At 63.6% G+C, this 21,266-nt stretch carries 23 protein-coding genes; 10 read left to right on the plus strand and 13 right to left on the minus strand.

Annotated features, from left to right (window positions below):
* From CEY09_RS15630 to CEY09_RS15660, 7 genes are all read right to left on the minus strand, one after another.
* Positions 1-855, minus strand: coding sequence for an ABC transporter permease (locus CEY09_RS15630; protein WP_006227652.1), 855 nt, complete (start codon positions 853-855; stop codon positions 1-3).
* Positions 856-933: 78 nt separating this feature from the next.
* Positions 934-1,959, minus strand: a complete 1,026-nt coding sequence (locus CEY09_RS15635) for an ABC transporter substrate-binding protein (RefSeq protein ID WP_088589340.1) — start codon at positions 1,957-1,959, stop codon at positions 934-936.
* A 25-nt stretch (positions 1,960-1,984) separates the two neighbouring features.
* Positions 1,985-2,770, minus strand: a complete 786-nt coding sequence (locus CEY09_RS15640) for an amino acid ABC transporter ATP-binding protein (protein WP_088589341.1) — start codon at positions 2,768-2,770, stop codon at positions 1,985-1,987.
* Between the two features lie 37 nt (positions 2,771-2,807).
* Entirely contained in the window at positions 2,808-3,497 is a 690-nt protein-coding gene (locus tag CEY09_RS15645) for an ABC transporter permease (RefSeq protein WP_088589342.1), read from the minus strand.
* Complete coding sequence (locus CEY09_RS15650; protein WP_088589343.1) at positions 3,487-4,200, minus strand: ABC transporter permease; 714 nt, start codon at positions 4,198-4,200, stop codon at positions 3,487-3,489. The genes CEY09_RS15645 and CEY09_RS15650 overlap by 11 nt, the downstream gene beginning before the upstream one ends.
* Before the next feature lie 124 nt (positions 4,201-4,324).
* Positions 4,325-5,116, minus strand: a complete 792-nt coding sequence (locus tag CEY09_RS15655; RefSeq protein WP_088589344.1) for a transporter substrate-binding domain-containing protein — start codon at positions 5,114-5,116, stop codon at positions 4,325-4,327.
* Between the two features lie 43 nt (positions 5,117-5,159).
* Positions 5,160-5,957 (minus strand): maleate cis-trans isomerase family protein, encoded by a 798-nt coding sequence (locus CEY09_RS15660; protein WP_088589345.1) that lies wholly within the window; start codon positions 5,955-5,957, stop codon positions 5,160-5,162.
* Between the two features lie 316 nt (positions 5,958-6,273).
* Between CEY09_RS15660 and CEY09_RS15665 the strand changes: the two genes are divergently transcribed.
* The 4 genes from CEY09_RS15665 (at position 6,274) to argE (ending at position 9,742) form a co-directional block, all read left to right on the plus strand.
* Positions 6,274-6,687, plus strand: a complete 414-nt coding sequence (locus CEY09_RS15665; protein WP_006227659.1) for a RidA family protein — start codon at positions 6,274-6,276, stop codon at positions 6,685-6,687.
* A gap of 20 nt (positions 6,688-6,707) precedes the next feature.
* The gene (locus CEY09_RS15670) at positions 6,708-7,379 is read left to right on the plus strand and encodes a DUF1028 domain-containing protein (protein ID WP_088589346.1); all 672 of its coding nucleotides are present in this window, start codon (positions 6,708-6,710) and stop codon (positions 7,377-7,379) included.
* Between the two features lie 174 nt (positions 7,380-7,553).
* A complete protein-coding gene (locus CEY09_RS15675) occupies positions 7,554-8,519 on the plus strand; it encodes a LysR substrate-binding domain-containing protein (protein ID WP_006227661.1) in 966 nt (321 codons plus the stop codon).
* Between the two features lie 47 nt (positions 8,520-8,566).
* Complete coding sequence (gene argE / locus CEY09_RS15680) at positions 8,567-9,742, plus strand: acetylornithine deacetylase (protein WP_088589607.1); 1,176 nt, start codon at positions 8,567-8,569, stop codon at positions 9,740-9,742.
* A gap of 29 nt (positions 9,743-9,771) precedes the next feature.
* Here argE and CEY09_RS15685 read toward each other — a convergent pair whose 3' ends face one another.
* Together CEY09_RS15685 and CEY09_RS15690 are read right to left on the minus strand one after the other, a co-directional pair.
* The gene (locus CEY09_RS15685; RefSeq protein ID WP_088589347.1) at positions 9,772-10,371 is read right to left on the minus strand and encodes a hypothetical protein; all 600 of its coding nucleotides are present in this window, start codon (positions 10,369-10,371) and stop codon (positions 9,772-9,774) included.
* Between the two features lie 105 nt (positions 10,372-10,476).
* The gene (locus CEY09_RS15690) at positions 10,477-10,923 is read right to left on the minus strand and encodes a hypothetical protein (protein ID WP_088589608.1); all 447 of its coding nucleotides are present in this window, start codon (positions 10,921-10,923) and stop codon (positions 10,477-10,479) included.
* A 206-nt stretch (positions 10,924-11,129) separates the two neighbouring features.
* On the opposite strand from CEY09_RS15690, the gene CEY09_RS15695 reads away from it, so the two are divergent.
* Positions 11,130-12,470 carry a carotenoid oxygenase family protein gene (locus tag CEY09_RS15695; RefSeq protein ID WP_088589348.1) on the plus strand — a complete coding sequence of 447 codons (1,341 nt, stop codon included), beginning with the start codon at positions 11,130-11,132 and terminating at the stop codon, positions 12,468-12,470.
* On the opposite strand, the gene CEY09_RS15700 is transcribed toward CEY09_RS15695, so the two are convergent.
* The 3 genes from CEY09_RS15700 to CEY09_RS15710 form a co-directional block, all read right to left on the minus strand.
* Positions 12,467-13,663, minus strand: coding sequence for an MFS transporter (locus tag CEY09_RS15700; RefSeq protein WP_234818316.1), 1,197 nt, complete (start codon positions 13,661-13,663; stop codon positions 12,467-12,469). The genes CEY09_RS15695 and CEY09_RS15700 overlap by 4 nt on opposite strands.
* Positions 13,632-14,588 (minus strand): NAD(P)-dependent oxidoreductase, encoded by a 957-nt coding sequence (locus CEY09_RS15705; protein WP_234818317.1) that lies wholly within the window; start codon positions 14,586-14,588, stop codon positions 13,632-13,634. The genes CEY09_RS15700 and CEY09_RS15705 overlap by 32 nt, the downstream gene beginning before the upstream one ends.
* A 150-nt stretch (positions 14,589-14,738) precedes the next feature.
* A complete protein-coding gene (locus tag CEY09_RS15710) occupies positions 14,739-15,392 on the minus strand; it encodes a hydrolase (protein WP_088589351.1) in 654 nt (217 codons plus the stop codon).
* A 274-nt stretch (positions 15,393-15,666) separates the two neighbouring features.
* Between CEY09_RS15710 and CEY09_RS15715 the strand changes: the two genes are divergently transcribed.
* A complete protein-coding gene (locus CEY09_RS15715; protein ID WP_088589352.1) occupies positions 15,667-16,554 on the plus strand; it encodes a LysR family transcriptional regulator in 888 nt (295 codons plus the stop codon).
* A 63-nt stretch (positions 16,555-16,617) separates the two neighbouring features.
* Here CEY09_RS15715 and CEY09_RS15720 read toward each other — a convergent pair whose 3' ends face one another.
* Positions 16,618-17,511 carry a LysR family transcriptional regulator gene (locus CEY09_RS15720; RefSeq protein WP_006227668.1) on the minus strand — a complete coding sequence of 298 codons (894 nt, stop codon included), beginning with the start codon at positions 17,509-17,511 and terminating at the stop codon, positions 16,618-16,620.
* A 108-nt stretch (positions 17,512-17,619) separates the two neighbouring features.
* Between CEY09_RS15720 and CEY09_RS15725 the strand changes: the two genes are divergently transcribed.
* Genes CEY09_RS15725 through CEY09_RS15740 form a run of 4 tightly spaced genes read left to right on the plus strand, consistent with a single transcriptional unit; the run spans position 17,620 to position 21,266 of the window.
* Positions 17,620-18,978 (plus strand): acyclic terpene utilization AtuA family protein, encoded by a 1,359-nt coding sequence (locus CEY09_RS15725; protein WP_088589353.1) that lies wholly within the window; start codon positions 17,620-17,622, stop codon positions 18,976-18,978.
* 2 nt (positions 18,979-18,980) lie between these two features.
* Complete coding sequence (locus tag CEY09_RS15730) at positions 18,981-19,307, plus strand: AtuA-related protein (RefSeq protein ID WP_088589354.1); 327 nt, start codon at positions 18,981-18,983, stop codon at positions 19,305-19,307.
* Between the two features lie 11 nt (positions 19,308-19,318).
* Positions 19,319-20,236, plus strand: coding sequence for an SMP-30/gluconolactonase/LRE family protein (locus CEY09_RS15735; RefSeq protein WP_088589355.1), 918 nt, complete (start codon positions 19,319-19,321; stop codon positions 20,234-20,236).
* 58 nt (positions 20,237-20,294) lie between these two features.
* Positions 20,295-21,266 (plus strand): Bug family tripartite tricarboxylate transporter substrate binding protein, encoded by a 972-nt coding sequence (locus CEY09_RS15740; protein WP_088589356.1) that lies wholly within the window; start codon positions 20,295-20,297, stop codon positions 21,264-21,266.

The raw sequence follows: 21,266 nt of genomic DNA on the forward strand, positions 1-21,266 counted from the left end.
TCAGTGTCCTCCAATGACCTTGAGACGGCGCGTGACGCGGCCAAGCAGCATCAGCGCAATCGCCGTCAGGCCCAGGCCCATGACGCTCAGGCTGGCCGCCAGGGGAAAGTTCATGGACGAGAACCCCAGCTGGTAGACCAATGTGGAAACCGTCGGAACGCGGCCCCCGCCGATCATTTGCGGCGTGGCGAAGGCGCTGAACGTCCAGGCGAACGAGGTCGTGATGCTGGCCAGGATGCCCGGCATCGACAGGGGAAGCGTGATGGTCAGGAAAGTGCGGACCGGCCCGGCGCCCAGGCTTTCGGCGGCTTTCTCGTAATCACGGTCGATGTGCGAGATGGCGGTGGCCAGCATCAGCACGACCACTGGAACGGTAACGTGCACCAGCGCCACCAGCACGCCAAGATGGCTGAACATCAGCGCCAGCGGCGTATCGATCAATCCCAGCTTGAGCAGCATCGAATTGATGAAGCCCGTGCTGCCCAGCACGATGATCCAGGAATAGGTGCGCACGATTTCGCCCAGGAACAGCGGCGTGATGGAGACGATCAGGATGAAAGACTTGATGTAGCGGTTTCGCACCCTGACCAGGGCATACGCCAAGGGGTACGCGACGAGCAGGGAGAAGACTGTCGTTTCCACGCTCAGGCGCAAGGTGTTGACAAAGGCATCGACGTAGATCTGCTTGCCCATGCCCGAAAAATTCGAGAGCGTCAGGCCGCCGACATCCAGCGAACCGGGAATGAAAGTGCGCAAGCTGTACTGCAGCACGGCCGCCATGGCGACGCAGATGCACAGCGCGATGAAGCTGGCCGGGGATATCAGCCATCCCCGCAGGGTGGAACGCGCATCCATGGTGGACCCATCCTTCGTGTACGGTGAAAGCGTGGCGGCGCCGCGGCCCGCAAGGCCGCGAGGCCGCGGTATCGGCAATCAATTCATGATGTTTTCGGTAAACCACTTGCGCCACTCAGCGGTTTTTTCGGCACGCAGCTTGTCGTCGATGACGATGGCCTGGGTATCCCATTGCTGCTTGGTCGTGAAGACGCCCGGCAGCGCGGCGTCTTCGGGCGAGACCTTGGCGTCGTCGATGACGGGGCTGGCCTTCTTGGCGGCCACGATCTTGGCCTGCACTTCCGGCGACAGCGCAATGTTCATGAACTTGTGCGCCAGGTCGGCTTTGGTGCTGCCTTTCATGATGGCCATGGTGTCCACCCCCAGGACTGCGCCTTCCTTGGGCATCGCGACCTTGATCGGCACCCCCTGGCCGATCATGTAATAGGCGTTCATGGACAGCACGATCTGCACGGGCGTCTCGCCGGCGGCGATCAGTTGCTGGCTGTTGGCATCGTTGGTGTAGAAGGCCTTGAAGTTGGGCTTCAGCGCCTTGAGTTTGTCCTGGCCCTTTTCCCAGCTGCTTGCGTCGCCGCCCGAGAGCAAGGCCGAAATGTCGATGATATGGCTGGGGTCGAAATCGGGCGCGGACAGCTTGCCTTTCAGCGCCGGGTTCCAGAGATCGTTCCAGCTGTTGAAGGTGATGCCGGCGGGAACCAGGTCGGGGCGATAGCCGATGGTGTACACATACGCCCAGCTGCCGATGTGGTACGGGCTGATCTTGGCGCGATCGACCAGGTGCGAATAGTTGGGGATTTTGCTCAGGTCCAGCTTCTCGTACAGACCGGCATTGACGTAGAGCCAGCCGATGTGCGATGTGGTGAACGTGATGTCGCTTTCCGGCTTGGTGGCGAGCTTGGCCTTGTTCAAGCGGTCGATGGTGCCGCCCGTGATGTACTTCACCGGCACTCCGGTCTGCCGCGTGAACTCCTTGGCGATGGTCTCATCGATAAGGTCCCGGAAGCTGCCGCCCCAGGTGCTTACCACCAGGGCATCCTGCGCATGCGCCGTGCCGGCGAGGGCCGCGCCGGCAAGCATGCCCGCGCAAATAAGTTTCTTGATCATGACAACCCCTTGTCTATGTTGTTGGCTACAGAACCTGTTCGAGGAAATGCTTCAGGCGCTCGCTCCTCGGCGAGGCAAAGAACTGTTCAGCGGGCGCGGTCTCGATGATTTCGCCGCACTCCATGAACACACAGCGGTCGGCCACCCTGCGGGCGAAGCCGATCTCGTGGGTGACGCAGATCATGGTGATGCCGGTCTGGGCCAGGTCTTCCATGATGCGCAGCACGGAACCGACCGATTCCGGATCCAGCGCGGACGTCGGTTCGTCGAAAAGCATGATGCGCGGCCGCAGGCAGAGCGCGCGCGCGATGGCCACGCGCTGCTGCTGCCCGCCGGAAAGCTGGATCGGATACTTGCCGGCCTGTTCGATCACATTGACCTTGGCGAGGTACTCCCGTGCGGTCTGCTCGGCCTCGGCGGCCGGCGTCTTCAAGGCGATCTTCAGCGCGAAGGTGCAGTTCTCCAGCACCGTCATGTGCGGAAAGAGATTGAAGCTCTGGAACACCATGCCCAGCTGGCGCCGGACTTGCTCCACGCTCTCCGGGCGCCGGGTGAGCGCCGTGCCATTGACGTGGATATCGCCAGAGTCGTGCTGTTCCAGATGGTTGATGCAGCGGATGAGCGACGACTTGCCGGATCCCGAAGGGCCGCACAGGATGACGATTTCGCCGCTGGATACCTCAAGGTGGATATCTCGCAACGCGTGGAACGACCCGTAGAACTTGTTCAATCCCGAGATGGATACCGCGGGCGCGCATTCAGAACGGACGGAGGACAACGGCGGCGTGATGCTGGACAGGATGGCAGTCATGATGGTTCGCGCTCTGAAGGACGGTCGGCCGGGCGGCTCAGACTCTGGCAAGATAGCGGTTCAACTTACGATCCGCGATCGAGAATCCAAGACGTATGCTGTTGGTAATGCACCAGTAGATGGCCGCCGCCGTGATCAGGGGCGTGAACGGGTCATAGGTGTAGTCGAACACGGTATTGGCGGCGGCCGTCAGGTCGACCAGGGTGATGGCGCTGACGGCCGCCGTGCTTTTCACCATGATCAGCAACTCGTTCTGATAGGCGCGCAGCACATAGCGCGCGACCAGCGGAAGCCGCAGTCGGAACAGGATTTGCGCGGGCTTCAGGCCCAGGGTCTGCGCGGCTTCGATGGTGCCCTTCGGAATTGCCGCCAGCCCGCCGCGGATGATTTCCGCCATGAAGCCGGAGTGCGTCAGCGCCAAGCCCAGCCAGGCGCAGACATACGCGCTGGAAAAGACGTTCCACAGAAAGGTATCGCGCACGAAAGAGAACTGCGGCAGTCCGCTATAAATCAGATACAGCAACACCAGGCTGGGCACTCCGCGGAAAAAACCGATGTAGCTGCTGGCGAAGAGGGCGCGCGGACCCGCGCGGAAGCTTGCCAGGGCAACCGGCAGCGCCAGCAGCAGGCCGATGACAAGCACCGGCAGCAGCACGGCGAATGTCGTGCCGGCGCCGGCCAGCAGTTTGGGCAGACTCTCCCAGGCCACCTGGAAATCAAAGTGCATGAGACGCTCCCTGGGTCACGATGGGATGGAAGCCGCGCGCGGCCCACGTTTCAACGCGACGGGCCACGTAGTAGGTCAGCCAGGTCATCAAGAGGAAGAAGAACGCCGCGAGCAGGTAGTAGACGAAAGGTTCCTTGGTTACGCCGGAAGCGAGCTTGGCGTAGGCCATGATTTCCTTCAGGCCGATCAACGAAATGAGAGCGGTGTCCTTGAGGACTACGATCCACATATTGGTCATGCCGGGCAAGGCCAGGCGCAGCATCTGGGGCAGGATCACCTTCAACCAGATGGCGCTGCGCGGCACCAGCAGCACGCGCGCGGCTTCGAACTGGCCGTGGGGCACGTTCTGGATGGCGCTGCGTATCAAGTCGGCCAGGTAGGCGCCGTACACCATGCCCAGCGCCGCCACTGCCGCCATGAAAGGCGTGATCTCGATACGCTGGCCGATGCCAAACGGCGAGAGCAAGCCGGCGACGATCTGCGAGCCGCCGTAATAGAACAGGAATCCCACCAGCAGCGAAGGCACGCCAGTGAAGATGGAGGCATACGGGATCCAGATGATCCTGGCCAGCCATGTCGGCCGTAGCGTGATCAGGGCGAAGAACGTCCCGATCGCCAGCGCCAGCAGATAGGCACAGACGGCGACCTGGATCGTCATCATCGCGCCGGTCGCGAGTTGCTGCACGAAACCCATCGAAGGCATGAGGTATTCCTATAGCCTGTTCACATTGAAAGGCGCCTTGCGCAGGCCCTGGCAAGCGTATGAAACATGCCGTCTGGCCCGCCGGCCTTGTGGCGGACGGCCCAGGCGGGGCGCGGGTATCCGGCTAGCGGCAGGCTGCTTCTTCGGGCAGGAGCTCCACTTCCATATAGGGTTTGCGCAGCGTGGTGAAGGTGCAGTCCTTGATAATGGTTTCCAGCGTGGCGCTCATGCGGTTGAGCAGTTCGCCGCCGTCCTTGCGGGCAATCCAGCTTGAGCCGGCTTCGCCGCCACCGGTCCACAAGTCGCCACCCGCGAATTTCCAGCCCTTGCCCTGGGGCTTGGACAGGAACTCGTTGGTCCAGCTGATCTTGGGACCCAGGCTCATGTCCAGCCGCCCGTTGGCAAGGTCTAGCCGGATCTGGTCGGGGTTGTCGTAGAACACGATCTGCACCCCGCTGCCGAACGTCTCGGACACGTATTTGGCTTGCGCCGACCCGCGTTGCAGGCCGATGCGCACGCCCTTGAGCCCTTCAGGCGTGAAGGTGTAGTTCTTCGCTTCCGGCACCACGTAGGAATCCGGATTGAACAGCACCGGGCGGCCAAACAACACCTTTTCCTTGCGTTCCGGCAGCGGCTTTGTCTGGCTGACCACGGCGTCCAGCTTTTTCTGCAGCAGTGCTGGAATCAGGGCCTTGAAGTCCATGACGACGATTTCGCAATCGACTTTCATCCGCTTGCACATTTCGCGCGCCAGGTCGGGTTCGAAGCCCGTCAGGCGACCCGAGGGATCGACCATGCTGAACGGGGGATAACTTCCCTCGTTGCCAAGCACCAGCTTCTCGGCGTGGGCCGGCGCCAGGACGAATAACGAGGCGCTTGCGAGTGTCAGCGCCGTGATGGTTTTGTGCAGATGCATCTTTTTTCCCCTTGTTTATTGGTTATCCGCCGTGGCGAAGTGCTTACATCGTGTTGGCCTTGGTCAGGTGGGCGTTGAACAGCGACCCGTAACCGGGCTTGGCGCCTGCCGCGCCGGTAAGTTCCAGGCAGTGCCAGAACGAGGCCTGGATGGCTGAGATCACCGGCTTGCCCAGTTTCTGTTCCAGCGCCTCGATGGCCCCGACGGTCCGGAAGTTGGTGCACGAAACGAAGATGGCGGTGGCATCGGGGTGGTCGACCGAGATCACATGGTCATAGACCTTCTCTAGCGACACCTCGGCCAGCGCATGGTCATCCGAAATGCCCAGGCAGGCGCTCTTGACGACCTCGTGGCCGTTTTCCTGCAGAAAGCGGATGGCGCGCTCATGGATTTCCGGCAGATACGGCGTGGCCAGCGCAACCTTGCCCGCCTTCACCTGCTTCAAGGCCGCGAGCGTGGCGGTGGACGCCGTGGTGATCTGCGGCCCTGGCACCCATTGCCGCAGCTTCTGGATCAGCGCCTGGTCGTAGGCGGTGCCGTGCAGAAACGAGGCGCTGGTCCCGCCGAACAGCAACACGTCGATGGGTGCCGCGCCGGCCAGGCGCGCGGCCTGTTCGAGTTCCGGCGCGTTCATCATTTCCTCGATGCCCTGCACGGTGACCTTGGGCAGCTTGATGCGCGCGGTATGGGTGGAAACCCCCGGACCGGACATGGCCCACATTTCTTCTTCCATCACGACGCTGGAGGCGATGTAGATCAGCCCGATGCGGGCAAGATCGCCAGAGCCGTCGTAGCGGAATCGGGGGTAAGCGGCGGGTAGGGGCGTTCGTGCGGTGTTCATCCGGTTTCCCTGCAATAAGAGGTTGCTTCGGCCAGCGAAAACCAATGATGAGAGACGGGGTCCGAGCGACCAAGTCGCCTTTTCCGTTGGCATGGATCGATTTTCCTGATGGCCGGACGAGGCGTCCCAAGCCATGGTGAGGGCGCATCGCCGGGGCGCCGCCCGCGTCAGGATTTCCGAGACGGGACGCCGGAAAAAACAAATAGGCTGCCGCCCCGCTTGAGCCGACCATCAGCGGGCAGGTCACGGCCTTATGCGATGCCGCTTGCCAGGCAGACGCAGGGTCCCCGGATAAACCCTAATAATGAGTCGAGCCATGAAGCACAAGCGCATACGCACCTTCAATACCAAGGCAACCTACCCGGAACAGAAACTCGACAACGATCTGTGCCAGGCCGTCGTCGCGCGCGGCAGCACCGTCTTCCTGCGCGGGCAGATCGGCCAGAACCTGGACACGTCCGAGAGCGTCTGCATCGGCGATGCCACCGGCCAGGCGGAGCAGGCGATGAAGAACATCGACATGCTGCTTAAGGAAGCCGGCGGCGAACTGCAGGACATCTGCAAGATCACGATCTACATCATCGATCCCCGTTATCGCGAGGCGGTCTATCTTGTGGTCGGCAAGTGGCTCAAGGGCGTGTTCCCTGTGTCCACCGGCATCGTGGTGTCGGCATTGGCGCGCCCGGAATGGCTGGTGGAAATCGACGCGACTGCTGTTATTCCGGATTGACGCCTCAGGAGGCCCAGGTCATGACTTTTTCGATCATTGCCCGTTGTCCAGCCACAGGCCAATTCGGCGCGGCCGTCTCATCGTCGTCGCCCGCGGTCGCAGCGCGTTGCGTCCGCGCGCGCGCAGGCGTTGGCGCCGCGGTCAGCCAGAACATCACCGACCCCGCCCTTGGGCCGCTGATCCTTGACGCGATGGGCCAGGGCCACTCGCCTGAACGCGCGCTGCAGTCCCTGGCCGAACGTCCTTTCATCAGCTACCGGCAACTGATGGCCATCGATGCCACGCAGGCGCCGGCCATCTTCACCGGGTCGAACGCGCTGGGCCGGCTGGCCAGCGCAAAGGGCGAGCACGCCGCGTGCGCGGGCAATATGCTGGCGTCGCTGGATGTGCCCGCCGCCATGCTGTCGGCGTTCGAGAAGACGCCGGGTTCGCTGGCTGAACGCCTGATGCAGGCCATGCTGGCGGGGCAGGCGGCGGGCGGCGAAGAGGGGCCGGTGCATTCGGCCGGGCTGCTGGTGGTTGCGGAGCTGGATTGGCCTATCGTCGACCTGCGCATGGACTGGGTGGAGCAATGCCCCGTCGAGACGCTTTACGAGGCCTGGAAGGTCTACGAGCCCCAGATCCAGGACTACGTTACCCGCGCCCGGGATCCGCGCGCCGCGCCAAGCTTCGGCGTGCCCGGCAATCTGTGACAGGCTGTGGAAGTTGGCGAGTGCGAGAAAACCCGAGGAGCGTCCTGGCCGCTGTCCGGGCATAGTGGGACACTTTTCCTCGGTGCGGCGCATGCCGGCGCCGGGCCACGGTGACGGTCTGCCAGCCGGAACGCCATCTCCCTCCAGCCTGCTCCAGTTTTCTCACTTCGAACTATGCTCAATCGCATTTCGCTGCGCCAGATGGAGTACTTCGTCGCCACGGCCAAGCATGGCAGTATCGCCGCGGCATCCAGCCAGATCCACATTTCGGCGCCTTCGATTTCGGCCGCCATCGCACATGTCGAAACCGAGTTGGACGTGCAGTTGTTCGTCCGGCATCCGTCCAAGGGCCTGGCCCTGACGGTGCTAGGCCAACAGGTCATGAGCGAATGCGAAGACCTGCTCGACCGCGCGTCCCGCCTCTACAAGATCGCGTCCGTCTCCAGCAATGCCATTCAGGGCGCTTTGCGCGTGGGCTGCTTTCAGTCGCTCACGGCCATGATCGCGCCCGAGGTGATCTTCGGTTTCGCGCGCGCATTCGACAAGGTCGAGCTGCATATGGTCGAAGGCGACCAGCAGTTGCTGATCGACAAGCTGCATACCCTGGAGATCGACGTCGCGCTGAGCTACGACCTGAGGCTGGGCGACGAGATATCGTTCGAGGCATTGGCGCGCCTGCCGCCGCATGTGGTGGTCAGCGAACTGCATCCGCTTTCGCAGCAGATCGCGGTGACGCTGGAGGACCTGGCCCGCCTGCCCATGGTGTTGCTGGACCTGCCTTTGAGCCGTGACTACTTCATGTCCCTATTCGCGAAGGTCGGGCTGGAACCAAACATCGTGGCGCGTTCGCGTTCGGAGGAAGTGGTGCGGTCCATGGTGGCCAACGGGATCGGCTATGCCCTGTTCAACGTGCGGCCGAAGTCCACGCAAGCGCTGGATGGCAAGCGGCTGGTACGGCTGCGCCTGGTGGGTGAACACCGTCCCATGCTGCTAGGCCTGACGACCTACAAGCCGATGAAGCCGTCGCGCCTGACCGAGGTGTTCATGCAGCGCTGCCGCTCCTATATCTCGGATCAATACATTCCCGGCATGAGCGAAGGCAGTTTCTTCGATCCTTACGTGCTTCCCGAAAACAAATGAACGGACGGCGCGCGCCGCCGCCTTCCACAGTCTTGCAGGCCCATGCCATGAACAAGCCGACTCCGGACAACAGTCCAGACCTATTGCGCGAATTGCTCGCGTTCCAATCCGTCACGCTGACGCCGAACATCGAACTCATCGAGCGTGTGCGGGAATTGCTGGCGCAGGCCGGCATCGCGTCCACGCTGGTGGCAGACCCGCAGGACGCCGGGCGCAGCAATCTGTACGCGTCCGTAGGCCCGTTGGATGTGCCCGGCATCTTGCTCTCGGGCCACACCGATGTGGTCCCCGTGACGGGTCAGCCCTGGACCTCGCCGCCCTTCGAGGCAACCCTGCGCGATGGGCGCATTTATGGACGGGGCAGCGCCGACATGAAGGGCTTTGTCGCCTGCGCCGTGATGGCCATGATCCGCGCCGCCCGCCAGCCGCTTGCGCGTCCCTTGCAACTGGCGCTGTCGTTCGATGAGGAAATCGGCTGCGTGGGTGTGCGCCATATGCTGCGGGCGCTGGAACACATGGAACCGGCTCCCCTACTCTGCGTCGTAGGAGAGCCCACGCTGATGAAGATCGGCACCGGCAACAAGGGCAAAGCGGCCTACCGGGCCTTGTGCTGCGGCCAGGCAGGCCACTCGGGGCTGGCGCCTCATTTCGTCAATGCCATCCACACGGCCAGCGATCTGATCAGCGCCTTGCGCGACGTGCAGCACGACCTTGCCGAACACGGGCCGCGCGAATCCGGCTATGACGTGCCGTACACGACAGTGCATGCGGGCACCATCAAGGGCGGCACGGCGCTGAACATCGTGCCCGCGGAATGTGAAGTCAATTTCGAGATCCGCAACGTCGCGCAGGATGACCCGAACCAGATCCTGGAGCGGGTGTTGGCGCTTACCAGAACGAAAATGCGCGCCGCGGGCGCCCGGCCCGATGCCGAGCCGCCCCAGGTCACGACCGTCAATACCTATCCCGGCCTTGCCACGGCGGACGACTCGGAAGCCGTCACGCTGCTGGCCTCGTGGCTGCCGCCGGACACGCCGCTCGTCAAAGCCGCTTTCGGCACCGAGGGCGGGTTGTTCCAGCAGCTGTGGGCGCAGACGTCGGTGCTGATCTGTGGACCGGGCAGCATCGAAGTGGCGCACAAGGCCGACGAGTACGTCGAGCTATCGCAGCTGGAAGCGTGCGACGCCATGATGGAGAAGCTGACGCAGTATCTGATGGCGTAAAGCCGGGATCCGGATCTTCACTAGAGGATTCAGTCTCGCCTGTTGCCTGCCGCACGCGCCACGAACCACGCTTCGGTGTGGTTAGTCAGATAGCGGCCATCGCTGCCATTGAATCGCGCGGCGGCGTCGGGCCAGGCTATCAGCTTGCGCTCGGCCCGGCGCGCGGTCTCGCCATTGACAAGGTCCAAGCCGTAGACCTTGTGCGCCTGCGCCGCAGTATCGAAGGCGATGTCAGCAAGCGCAGCGGTCTCGGTGTCAGACGCCGGGATGGCGGCGCGAAGTTCGCCGTTCAGCAGGCAGTCGGGCGCATAGTTCGCCGGCGTGGCGCGCAGCAGGTTGATCAGCCCGCGCCCAACGATGGCGTATATCCAGTGATCGCCACCGGGATGGCGAACCACGTACCGCGCGTGAAAGTCGGATTCCGGAACGAGGTCTGAATCGACCAGCGTGACGAGGCGGCCCGCGCAAGCGGAAATATCAGTCCCATAGACGGGCGTGGCGGTATGAGTTTGTTGGGACACATCGATGCAGCGAATCGCCGGCAATCGAGTGTGAAGCGCATTGAAGAACGCCACTTCGTCGTCAGCGGTCATGAATACGCCCAACTGGCGCGTTTTGTTGGTTCCCATCCCGGGCTCCGGCTCCTGGCGGTGTTCGAGATGGTATCGCTTTATGGATGCGGGTCCTGTCCTTTTTGCGAACGGCTTCCGTTCAGGGAAAGGATTGATGATGACTCAAGGCGTGACCTGATACCCGCGTTGTTGCATGCAACTCGTGTAGGCCGAAGACGCGGCGGCGTTGGTTTGCGCCGTTTCGCGCCGATCCTGGCGCTGGCGGGAACCGCCTACCACTGCGCCGGCCACCGCGGCGTTTTTCGCCTTCTCTTGTCGATAGTCTTGCTTGACGTCGTCGTCGACGCGGTCAGAGAGCGCTTCGTGTTGATTGCTACGTACGCCCGCGACCGCCGCGCCGGCAACCGCTCCGGTCGCCGCGCCTCGGGCACGGCCGCCGGATGGCGGCGGCGCGGCGTTGCCTGTGCCGCCAGCTTGCGATTGGCATGCGGCGACGTCTTGCTGAGTCAATTCGGCAGACTGGCCGTTCATTGGCGTCACGGTCTGTGCGGTCGCGCAAAGGCAATAAAGAACTAGGGGAGCCGCCCCGGGGAAGATGGACTTTTTCATGAAAAACTCCATTCAGGTGATGGGGACCCTGACGCTTTCAGTCTAGCTTGGCCTAGGGGTACCGAGTCCCGCTCATCCATACCCAAGATGGGGTATGGGCCTTTGCCTGGCCTGTTTTTTACTAATTTATATCCGGGTAATATTGACGGATTTATTTAATCCGGGTAAAAATGCGTCCAGCGATTATCGCGATCAAGGATGCAACGATGAGCTCATTCGATTTGAACGCTGGCGCCACCGCGCCGCTGTCCAATGAAATCGACCTGATGGACCTGCCCGTGGAGGGCGCGCTGCCGCCCGAGCTGGACGGGGTGCTGGTGCGCAACGGCCCCAATCCGCTGCGCGGGCGCTTCGAGGGCAATGACGTGCTGTCGTGGTGGCCCCAGCCGGCGATGCTGCACGCCATTGAATTCCGGGAGGGCCGGGCGGCAAGCTACCGCAACCGCTGGGCTCGCACCCGGATCTGGGCGAGCGAACATGCGCCGCATCTGGCGGCCGACCTGCCTGACACCAACCCCAACGTCAACGTGCTGCGCCACGCCGGTGAAACGCTGGCGCTGGCCGAGGGCGGCGCGCCGCTGGCGATGACGCCGGGATTGGACTTTCTGGGAACCAGCCGGCGTCATCCAGGCCTGGCGGGCAGCATGACCGCGCATCCGAAGGTGGACCCCGTGACCGGCGAGTTGATGAGCTTCCGTTCCCACTGGGAACAGCCCTGGTTGCGCTATGGCGTGGCGGACGCAGATGGCCAGCCGGTGCTGGACCAACTGATCGACATGCCTGCGTCGTCGATGATGCACGACATGGCGATCACCGGCCGCTACAGCATCCTGTTGGACCTGAACGTCGCGTACGACTTTTCCATGCTGTCGCGCGGCTACCGCATGCCGCTGCGCTGGCACGACGAACGGCAGTCGCGACTGGGCGTGATTGCGCGCCATGGCGGGCCGATACGCTGGTTCGAGGTGGCGCCATGCTTCATCCTGCACGTGGTGAACGCGTACGATCTGGATGCCACGACGCTGGTGCTGGATGTGGTGCGCTACCCGGAATACCTGCGTGTGTCGCGCAGCGGCGCGGGCTTCGAAGAGAACCCCTTGGGCGCGCTGTGGCGTTATGTGATCGATCTGGCGCGCGGCGGGGTCAGCGAGCGGCAATGGGACGAGGCCGGCATCGAATTGCCGCGCATCAACGAGGGCCGCACCGGGCGCTCTTACCGTTATGCCTACGCGGTGCAGCAGCCTAGCAACGTGGAAATGCGCGGCGTGGTGCGCTACGACCTGGAAAACGGCCCGACCCAGCAGTATCGCGTGCCGCCCGGCGACCAGAACAGCGAGCCGGTCTTCGTGCCGCGTCCCGACGCGCGGGATGAGGACGATGGCTGGGTGCTCGCGTGCGTGTATCGCCAGGCCAGCGACACCAGTGACGTGGTGGTGCTGGATGGGCGTGATCTGGATGCGGGGCCGTTGGCGACAGTGCGGTTGCCGCAGCGGATTCCGGCGGGGTTCCATGGGGCGTGGCTGCCACGGGGAGACGGAACGGGTTAAGGCACTGGGTCAGCGCGTGCCACCCCGGCCGACAGGGCAAGGCATGCAAATGCGATCACGGCGTAATGGGCCGTCAGCCGGTCCATCAGCAGCCCGAAGCCTGCGGCCCCTGCGGTCTGCCCAATAGCCAGGGCCAGAAACGCGATCGTCACGCCGGTGGCGGGCCGGTGGGGCAGCGCCGCCACTCCCCACAGCAGATAGACCCCTGTCAGCATGATGTAGGCGGCGCCGAATAGCACGCCGCCGCTTAGCGTCAGGGCTGTCGAAGTGCCTTCGACGCCGATCAGCAGAATGCTTGCCGCCATCGCCGTCAGAAACGCCCGATGCACCCCGTCGATGCCAAACCGCGCGATCAAATGGCCGGCGCCTGCACCTGCGATACCGGCCGTCCCGATGGCGATCCAAAGCAGGCCCGCTCCGGTGCTGCCCCAGTTGAGTCGAAGGGCGACAAGTTGCCCGCCAAAGGACCAGACCGCCGTGCTGGCCGCGCCCGCGAGGAACGCCGCCAACACCAGGCGCTGGAGCACGCCGTCAAGCGATGGCATGCCATGCGCGCCTGTTGTCGTGCGGGGTGGGTTTCGCGGCAGGGTCAGCGCCACGGCGAATGCCAGGGCGATCGCGGCGGCGGCAAACCCCGCGAACGCGAAGCGCCATAGGTCGCCCATCATTAGCGCCACGGCACCCGACAAGGCAACGCCTGCACCGGTGCCGGCGTTGATGATCGTGTTGGTCGCGTCCTGCCGATCGGGCCTGACCGCCGCAGCCACTGCCGCCGCCAACGGCGGCGAAGCCAGCCCCGTGCTTGATCCGGCCAGCATGACCGCGCCGGCAAGCCAGGCGGGCGAGGGCGCTGCCGCGATGCCCGCCATGCCTGCTGCTGCGATCAGCGCGGCGCCGATGGTCACAGCGCGCGCGCCGATTCGTTCGGTCAGCCACGCGGACAGCGTGACCGCAATGCAATATGTCAGGAACGCTGCGCCTGAAATCAACCCGCTCAAGGTCGACGACAAAGTCAGGTCCGCATCGATCCGGGGCAGAAACAACCCGAACGCGAAGCGGGCAAACCCGTAGCAGACGGCGATCAGCGCGAAGCCCGTTGCACCCAGCTTAAGCCCCGGGTTCATGGACTCGTCCGTCCCTGGGGCAGACCTGGCGCTGGCGTCACTCGGCATCCAACGGAACGAGACTTCCACCTTCGGCCTGCAAGCGAGACAGATACGTGCGTTGATCGATGACCTGGAAGGGGAAATACAAGCCGGCCGGGGTCGGCGTATTGCCGTCCAGGCCCGCCAGCCGCTCAAGAATCATGCTGACGCCCAGTGCGGTCAGGTTGGCGGCGCCGCGCGGATGGACGACGGCATGACGTGTGTGCTGCGCTAGCCCGTCATGATCCTTGCCCGACAGTTCGATGATGATCTCCGTCGATTTGGGTTCGCCGCGACGCCGGGACGAAGTGATTCCGGTCGCCATGTTGAACTGCACGTTCGGCGCCCCGGTTGCGGCCGCCAGGCCGGCAACATCGATAGACGAGAAGCCGGTCCCTTGCATCGTCGTGCCATCGATGGCACGGAATTCGGCTTTGGCATCGTCTTCATCGCGCCAGATATAACGGCCGTCCTGACGCGTCAGTGCCGCGGGCATCATGCGGTTCAGGCGCTCGAAATCCTCGGCGACGGCGGGGCCGCCGCCATCCTGTTCATCGACAAGCGCACCGATCTTGATGTCGTGCAGCTGCGCGTAGGCTTTCGCGCACGCGAACGTGGCGACGGTCGTGGCGCCCACCAGCCATTCGTAGCCCAGCACGATCGCGGCGGCGTCGGGCGCCTGCATATAGGCCGCGACTTTGGGGGCGATTTCATAGATGCCGGAAGAAATGCCCAGGTGGGGCAGGTTGCGACCTTGCGCGTAGCGCAGTCCGGCCAGTCGATCATCCGCGTAAAACACCGCGACGGCTGCTACCGGGCGATCACCCAGGCCAAGGTCTTCTGCGCTGGGGTCAATCGCCACCCCCTCGGCGTTACCCAAGTCGCTCGCGGCTTGGGCACTTTTTACCGCGTCGCGCCCGCCGATCAGTAGCGGCACATCAGGGTAGACGGCGCGCAGTGCGCCTGCGCTCAAGCGGCCGATAGCGCCTGTACCGCCCATCAACAAAATAGGTTTTGTCATCAAGGTACCTCCGGACGTGGGCCCCGGCGCAGGCGTGCAAGGGATGACCAAGCCGCACCTTGAAAAACGCGGTGCTGGCGAACGGGTCATCCCCCGGCACGATCAGCCTGCCGTGGCGGGTACCGGCGTGTTCAGCAACTGCTGTTCCCACAGATAGGCAATGCCGCTACCGGCGGCATGCTGAACGAGGATGTCGGTCAGCCCGGCGGCGGTGTCGACGCGCGCCCAGTCGCGTTGCCACTCGGCGGCCACCGCCATCCACGTCATCAGATTCACGCCGGCCGCCGCCATGCGCTGAAGGGCGACTTCGTGCGCTTCGACCGACACGCCGCCGGAGGCATCGGTGACGACCGTCACATCCCAACCTTCGCCCGCCGCCTGGATCGCCGGCATTGCGACGCAGACCTCCGTCCACAGCCCGGCGATGATCAGCTGCTTGCGGCCTGTGGCCTTGGCCGCGTCGACCACTTTTTTGTCTTCCCACGTGTTGATGAACGTGCGATCTATGACTTCCTGGCCGGGATAGACATCGGTGATCTGGGGAAAGATGACGCCGCCCCGCGCCGCGATCACGCTCGTCAGAATCGTGGGCACGCCGAAGACCTTGGCGGCCTTTGCCAACGCCGTCGAGTTGTTGACCACGGCATGCGGGTCGTGGCTGTTCAGGTTGGTAAGTTGATAAGGCTGGTGGTCGATCAGGACGAGTACCGAGTCCTCAGGACGGAGAAGCGAATCGAGGCCATTACGAAAAGTCATTAGTGATCCCTGGTTTGCTGTAGTTGCGAAGATTGCATTGCGAGTCGCGCTGCAAGTGCCTTCCGGAAAGCGTGCGCTTGTGGCGACGTTGCCCGGATCCCGCATTATGTTTTCGCGCATCTTGATGCGGTAGTTCCGTTCCAAGGCAAGCTGTGTCGCACAAACGGGAACACCACCACAGTAGGCTGTCGCAACGCGGAGCAGGCTGATTCAACGCGGGTCACGTAGTGCTATCCTGCGGCGAAGTGCGTCGCAAAACGGGGAGCCACGCAAATTGGATATCGAAGAACTTCAGACCTTCATCGAAGTCGCCGATGCGGGCGGCGTATCGCCCGCTGCACTTAGACTAGGCATTTCCAAATCGATCGTCAGCCGTCGGTTGCTGCGCTTGGAAACGGAGCTTGGCGTCCAGTTGCTTGCGCGAACCACACGCGGGGCGGCGCTTACCGAGGCCGGGGCGATTTTCCGGGACCATGCGGCCAGGGCCTGCGCTGAAATCGACATCGCCCGGGAAACGATCGTACCCGCCGGCGAGCTGCATGGCCGCTTGCGAGTTGCCGTGCCGGTGTCGTTCGGCCTGACGCATTTTGCGCCGGTGGTCGCGGAGTTGGCGCGACGCCACCCCAAGCTTCATGTCCAGACCTGCTACAGCGATCGCTTCGTCGATCTCATCGCTGAAGGCTACGACTGTGCGATACGAGTGGGCTATCTGCAGGACTCCAACCTGATCGCACGGCGCGTCGGTCCCATTCACGGCAAGCTGCTCGCCAGCCCCGGCTACATCCAGGCGCATGGGGCGCCCGAGGCGCCAAACGAACTCGCCGCGCATGAGGCCCTTATGCAGGGCACCGAGACCTGGGAGTTCATGGATGGCGACAAGACCATCACGGTCCGCCCGCAAGGGCGCTTCAAGGCCGACAACGGCGCGGCCTTGGTCGCCGCCGCGACGGCCGGACTGGGGGTCGCTTATCTGCCCGATTGCCTCACCCATGGCTACGTGGCCGCCGGTGCGTTGGTGCCCATCATGACCCGTTATCCCCCGCCGCCTGCCGGCGCCTACGTGATCCGCCCGCCGGGCCAGCATCCCGCACGAAAGATACGCGTCTTGACGGACCTGTTGATCGAGCATTTCGGGCCGTCGCCGCATTTTGCGGGGAGCTGAGGTGGGGCGAAGGGGCGGCTTCCGACCTTTCTGTCCTGCACGCCCGGTCCGTGCTGCGCGTTCCTAGGCTGGGTCCGTCCGCCGCAACGTATCCAGGAAATGCAGGGCTGCCGCCGACAAGGAGCGCTGCTTCTTGAGCAATATGCCAATTTCGCGCGAAGCGATGGGCGAGTGCAGGGCCAAGCTGCACAGGCGCGTGGCATCCATCAGGCGCAGGGCCAACTGCGGTACCGCCGCGATGCCTACGCCGGCGGCCACCATCGCGCCCACCACCGAAATATTGTCGGACACGTAGTTCATTTCCGGCATCCGCCCCGAGGCGGCAAGGATGCGGTCGGTTACCTGGCGAATGCTGCTGGCCGGACCGCTCGCGATATAGGGACGGTCGGCGAAAACACTCCAGTCCACGCGCTTTTTCCGCGCCAGCGGATCGTCGATGGGGCAGATCAGCACGAACTTTTCTTGCAGCAGCGGAGAGAAGGTCACGCTGGCCGGCTGGTCGGGAACTTCGATGGAGATGCCGATGTCCGCATTGCCTTCCGACACGGCCTGCGTGATCTGGCGCGCAGACACGGCGTGGATATTCAGCCGCACCTGGGGGTGCGACTTCTGGAAGGCCCGTGCCGCCGTTGGCAACAAGGCGGAAGCTACCGAGGGCAACGCCCACACGTTGATGCTGCCGCGACGGCCCGCGATGAACTCCGACAGATCGCTGAGGGAATCGCGGAATTCCGACAGCATGCGCGTCGCGATGGGCACCAGTTCCGCGCCGGCGGCGGTAAGCGCGACGCCGTGCTTGTCACGATCAAAGAGCCTGGCATCAAGCTTTTGTTCCGCGGCCTGCACGCGGCGGCTCAGGGCCGGCTGCGAGATATGCGCGCGTTCGGCAGCCATGCGGAAGTTCAGCGTCTCAGCCACCAACAGCACGGCTTCCAATTCGGAAATGGTCAGGGTCATCGCTTGCGTGATGCGTTTGGGTTATCACCAAGATGTAAATATAGCAATTTCCATATCAGGAAAGTCGAACCATACTGGGGTGAAACGTAAGTACGGACGGAGACAGACATGAATGAACCGCGCAAGCGGCTACGCATCGGCGTTGGCGCCGGCATGGCCGATGACCGCATCGGCCCCGCCATGCCATTGCTGGAAAGCTGCGATATCGACTATCTGGTGTGCGAGTGCCTGGCCGAGCGAACCATCGCGCGCGAAACACTTTCGCGCAGGCACGACGGGGCTCACGGCTATAACCCGATGCTGCAGGAGCGCATGCGCGCCTTTCTGCCCGCCTGCCGGGACAAGGGCGTTCGGCTGGTGTCCAACATGGGCGCGGCTAATCCGGCGGGCGCCGCCCAGGCCGCGCTGGAGATCGGCCACGAGTTGGGGTGGGGCGACCTGAAATGCGCCGCCATCGTCGGCGATGACGTCGCCGACCGAGTGCGCCAGCATCCAGGACTTCGATTGATGGACCGCGACCTGCCGCTGGAATCGATCCTGCCACAGCTGGCTTCCGCGAATGCGTATCTGGGCGCCGATGTCGTCCGCGATGCGCTGGCCACCGGTGCGCACGTCGTCATGACTGGCCGAGTTGCTGATCCCTCGCTGTTTCTCGGGGTGGCCCTGCATCACCACGGTTGGGGCTACGACGACCTGCCCAGACTGGCGGCCGGCACCATCATGGGCCACCTGTTGGAATGCTCTGCCCAGATCACCGGCGGCTACTTCGCCGACCCCGGCAAGAAAGACGTTCCGCGATTGGCCGAGCTGGCGTATCCCTATGCCGATCTATACAGCGACGGGGAGCTTTATATCGGTAAGCCCGCCGGCTCGGGCGGGCGCCTGGACCGCATGACGTGCGCCGAGCAGGCCCTCTACGAAATTCACGACCCAAGGGCCTATGTCACGCCCGATTGCGTACTGAACCTGGATGGCCTGCATTTCGAAGAACAGAACGCTGACCGGGTGGCTGTGCGCGGTATTCACGCCGCGCCGCGCACCGACAGCTATAAGGTCGTGGTCGGATACTTCGACGGCTGGATCGGCACGGGAGAAGTGGCCTACGCAGGCGTGAATGCCATCGCGCGGGCCCGGCTGGCAGCCGACACGGTGAAGGAACGGTTTCGTCTCGATGGCGGCGAGGCCAGCGAAATCCAGGTCGACCTGATCGGCATCACCAGCCTACATGGCGACCATGCGCAAGCGCTGGCCGGCCATCCCTACGAGGTTCGGCTGCGGGTCGCCGCGCGCTGCCCGGACAGAAAGAGCGCCCACTTGCTTGGCGACCACGTTCGGCAGCTGAATATGCAGGGGCCTTACGGCGCAGGCGGCCCGGTGAACCTGGGCGCCAAGGAGGTCATCGCTGTGGATTCCTTGCTGATTCCGCGCGATTGGGTCACCCCGGAAGTGCTTACCTTGGGAGCTTGACCATGAGCATTCTGGTTTATGACCTGGCGCATGCGCGCGCCGGCGACAAGGGCAATACCTCGAGCATCGCCGTCATTGCTTACGACGACGACGGTTGGCGGGTGCTGCGCCAGGCGCTTACCGACGAACGCGTCGAGCGGGCCTTTGCGCATCTGGGAGCAGGAAAGGTGCGTCGTTACGAGGTGGAAAGCCTGAGGGCGCTGAATTTCGTCATCCCGAACGTGCTGTCCGGCGGCGTCACGCGGTCGCTGCGGCTGGATCCGCACGGCAAGTCGCTCAGTTCGCTGATCCTGGGAATCGAGCTTCCGGCCAATCAACCGCAATCCTGAAAGGATCACCCATGTATCCACCCGCCGAACCCATGGGCACCGAGGTATTCGCCCGGCTGCCCGAATCCCTGTACCTGACCGAGCAGGCTTCAAGCTGGCTGGCCGCGCGCCACGTGAAGATGCACTCTTTTCTGGAGGGGCCTTCGTTCGATCGCGCCGGCAATCTGTGGTGCGTCGATCTGGCGCATGGGCGCATCCTGCGCGTGGATCCCGCAGGCAACTTCGAGGTCATCGTCAGCTACGAAGGCGAGCCCAACGGCCTGAAAATCCATCGCGACGGACGCATCTTCGTTGCCGATCACCTGCACGGGCTGATGCTGCTGGATCCCGAGGCCCGCACCATCCGGCCGTACCTGCAGCACGTGCAGCGTGAAGGGCTGAAGGGCTTGAACGATCTGTTCTTCGCATCCAACGGCGACCTGTACTTCACCGATCAGGGTGAAAGCGCGCTGGAGAACCCAACTGGCCGCGTCTTCCGCCTGCGCGCCGACGGCAAGACCGTGGATCTCCTGATGGATGGCCTGGCTGGGCCGAACGGCCTGGTCATGAACAAAGCCGAGACGGTGCTTTATGTGGCCATCACGCACGACAACGCGATCTATGCGTTGCGGCTGGAACCCGGTGGCCAGATGAAGAAAGCCAGCCGCTTCATCCAGCTGTCCGGCAGCACCGCCGGGCCGGACGGCATGGCCATCGACGACGCCGGCAATCTGGCGGTGGTCCACGCGCAGGCCGGCACCGTATGGCTATTCAGCCCGCTGGGCGAACCCCTCTACCGCATCCGGTCCTGCGCAGGCATGCGCACCACCAATGTCGCATTCGGCGGCGAGGACATGCGCAGCTTGTATATCACAGAAGCGGAGCAGGGCGTCATTCTGCGGGCCCGCCTGCCGCATCCCGGCAAGCCGATGTACTCGCATAGAGATTGACCTGCATACCGCGCACACCATTCACGCATAAAAATCACCGTACACCGGAGACAAGATCATGATTTCTTTCCGATTGATTGCCGGGCTGGCGTTGAGCCTGGCGGCCTTCACGAGCGCACAGGCTGCCGATTCCTATCCCGCGCGTCCCATCCGCCTGATCGCCACCTTTGGCCCGGGCAGCTCCATCGACATCATTGCTCGCCTGGTCGCCAAGCCTTTGGGCGAGCAACTCGGCCAGCCCGTGATCGTCGAGAACAAGTCCGGGGCCGGCGGAGACCTGGGCACCGACCTCGTCGCCAAGTCCGCCAAGGATGGCTACACCATCGGCTTCGCCTCCGCCGGGCCGATCACGGTCAATCCCAATGCGCGCAGCAGGATGCCCTATGACCCGCTCAAAGACCTGACGCCCGTCGCCCTGGTGGCGACGGGCCCGAACGTCATCCTGGTCAACGCCTCGATTCCGGTAACGAACCTGAAAGAATTGATCGCCTACATCAAGGCTAATCCGAACAAGGTCAATTACGCCTCGGCGGGCGTCGGCACCAGCGGCCATATCGCCGGTGAGTTGTTCCAGCACCTGTCCAAGACCGAAATCCTGCACGTGCCCTACAAGGGCAATAGCGATGCCATCACCGACACCCTGGGCGGTCGCACCCAGATGGTCATCAGCGGCGTTCCGCCCATCCTGTCGTTCGTGAAGTCCGGCCAGCTACGCGCCTTGGCCGTGGCGGACACCAAACGCTCGCCCCTGCTGCCGGACGTTCCCACCGTTGCCGAAGCCGGCCTGCCGGGCGCGGAAAGCGTCGCCTGGTACGGAATCGTGGCGCCCGCCGGTACGCCGCAGGCCATCCTGGACCGTCTGCACGACGAAATCGTCAAGGCGGTGAATACCCCGGAAACGCAGGAAAAGTTCGCCAGCCTGGGCGTGGTTCCGTCCACGGACAGCCGCGCGGTCTTCGGCAAGCGCATGACGGATGAGTACGTGCGCTTCAAGGAGCTCTTCAAGCAGATCAACCTTGTAATGGACTGA

It is taken from the genome of Achromobacter marplatensis, from assembly GCF_002209535.1.
Classification (GTDB): Bacteria; Pseudomonadota; Gammaproteobacteria; order Burkholderiales; family Burkholderiaceae_B; genus Achromobacter; species Achromobacter marplatensis.

Excerpts from the sequence above, each read along its gene's own strand:
- CEY09_RS15725 (WP_088589353.1), top strand. The coding sequence starts at position 17,620 with ATGAATGAACCGCGCAAGCGGCTACGCATCGGCGTTGGCGCCGGCATG.
- CEY09_RS15655 (WP_088589344.1), bottom strand. The coding sequence starts at position 5,116 with ATGCATCTGCACAAAACCATCACGGCGCTGACACTCGCAAGCGCCTCG.
- CEY09_RS15675 (WP_006227661.1), top strand. The coding sequence starts at position 7,554 with ATGCTCAATCGCATTTCGCTGCGCCAGATGGAGTACTTCGTCGCCACG.
- CEY09_RS15640 (WP_088589341.1), bottom strand. The coding sequence starts at position 2,770 with ATGACTGCCATCCTGTCCAGCATCACGCCGCCGTTGTCCTCCGTCCGT.
- CEY09_RS15690 (WP_088589608.1), bottom strand. The coding sequence starts at position 10,923 with ATGAAAAAGTCCATCTTCCCCGGGGCGGCTCCCCTAGTTCTTTATTGC.
- CEY09_RS15720 (WP_006227668.1), bottom strand. The coding sequence starts at position 17,511 with ATGACCCTGACCATTTCCGAATTGGAAGCCGTGCTGTTGGTGGCTGAG.
- CEY09_RS15660 (WP_088589345.1), bottom strand. The coding sequence starts at position 5,957 with ATGAACACCGCACGAACGCCCCTACCCGCCGCTTACCCCCGATTCCGC.
- CEY09_RS15710 (WP_088589351.1), bottom strand. The coding sequence starts at position 15,392 with ATGACTTTTCGTAATGGCCTCGATTCGCTTCTCCGTCCTGAGGACTCG.
- CEY09_RS15645 (WP_088589342.1), bottom strand. The coding sequence starts at position 3,497 with ATGCACTTTGATTTCCAGGTGGCCTGGGAGAGTCTGCCCAAACTGCTG.
- CEY09_RS15650 (WP_088589343.1), bottom strand. The coding sequence starts at position 4,200 with ATGCCTTCGATGGGTTTCGTGCAGCAACTCGCGACCGGCGCGATGATG.
- CEY09_RS15685 (WP_088589347.1), bottom strand. The coding sequence starts at position 10,371 with ATGGGAACCAACAAAACGCGCCAGTTGGGCGTATTCATGACCGCTGAC.
- CEY09_RS15670 (WP_088589346.1), top strand. The coding sequence starts at position 6,708 with ATGACTTTTTCGATCATTGCCCGTTGTCCAGCCACAGGCCAATTCGGC.
- CEY09_RS15695 (WP_088589348.1), top strand. The coding sequence starts at position 11,130 with ATGAGCTCATTCGATTTGAACGCTGGCGCCACCGCGCCGCTGTCCAAT.
- CEY09_RS15635 (WP_088589340.1), bottom strand. The coding sequence starts at position 1,959 with ATGATCAAGAAACTTATTTGCGCGGGCATGCTTGCCGGCGCGGCCCTC.
- argE (WP_088589607.1), top strand. The coding sequence starts at position 8,567 with ATGAACAAGCCGACTCCGGACAACAGTCCAGACCTATTGCGCGAATTG.
- CEY09_RS15740 (WP_088589356.1), top strand. The coding sequence starts at position 20,295 with ATGATTTCTTTCCGATTGATTGCCGGGCTGGCGTTGAGCCTGGCGGCC.
- CEY09_RS15735 (WP_088589355.1), top strand. The coding sequence starts at position 19,319 with ATGTATCCACCCGCCGAACCCATGGGCACCGAGGTATTCGCCCGGCTG.
- CEY09_RS15665 (WP_006227659.1), top strand. The coding sequence starts at position 6,274 with ATGAAGCACAAGCGCATACGCACCTTCAATACCAAGGCAACCTACCCG.
- CEY09_RS15630 (WP_006227652.1), bottom strand. The coding sequence starts at position 855 with ATGGATGCGCGTTCCACCCTGCGGGGATGGCTGATATCCCCGGCCAGC.
- CEY09_RS15730 (WP_088589354.1), top strand. The coding sequence starts at position 18,981 with ATGAGCATTCTGGTTTATGACCTGGCGCATGCGCGCGCCGGCGACAAG.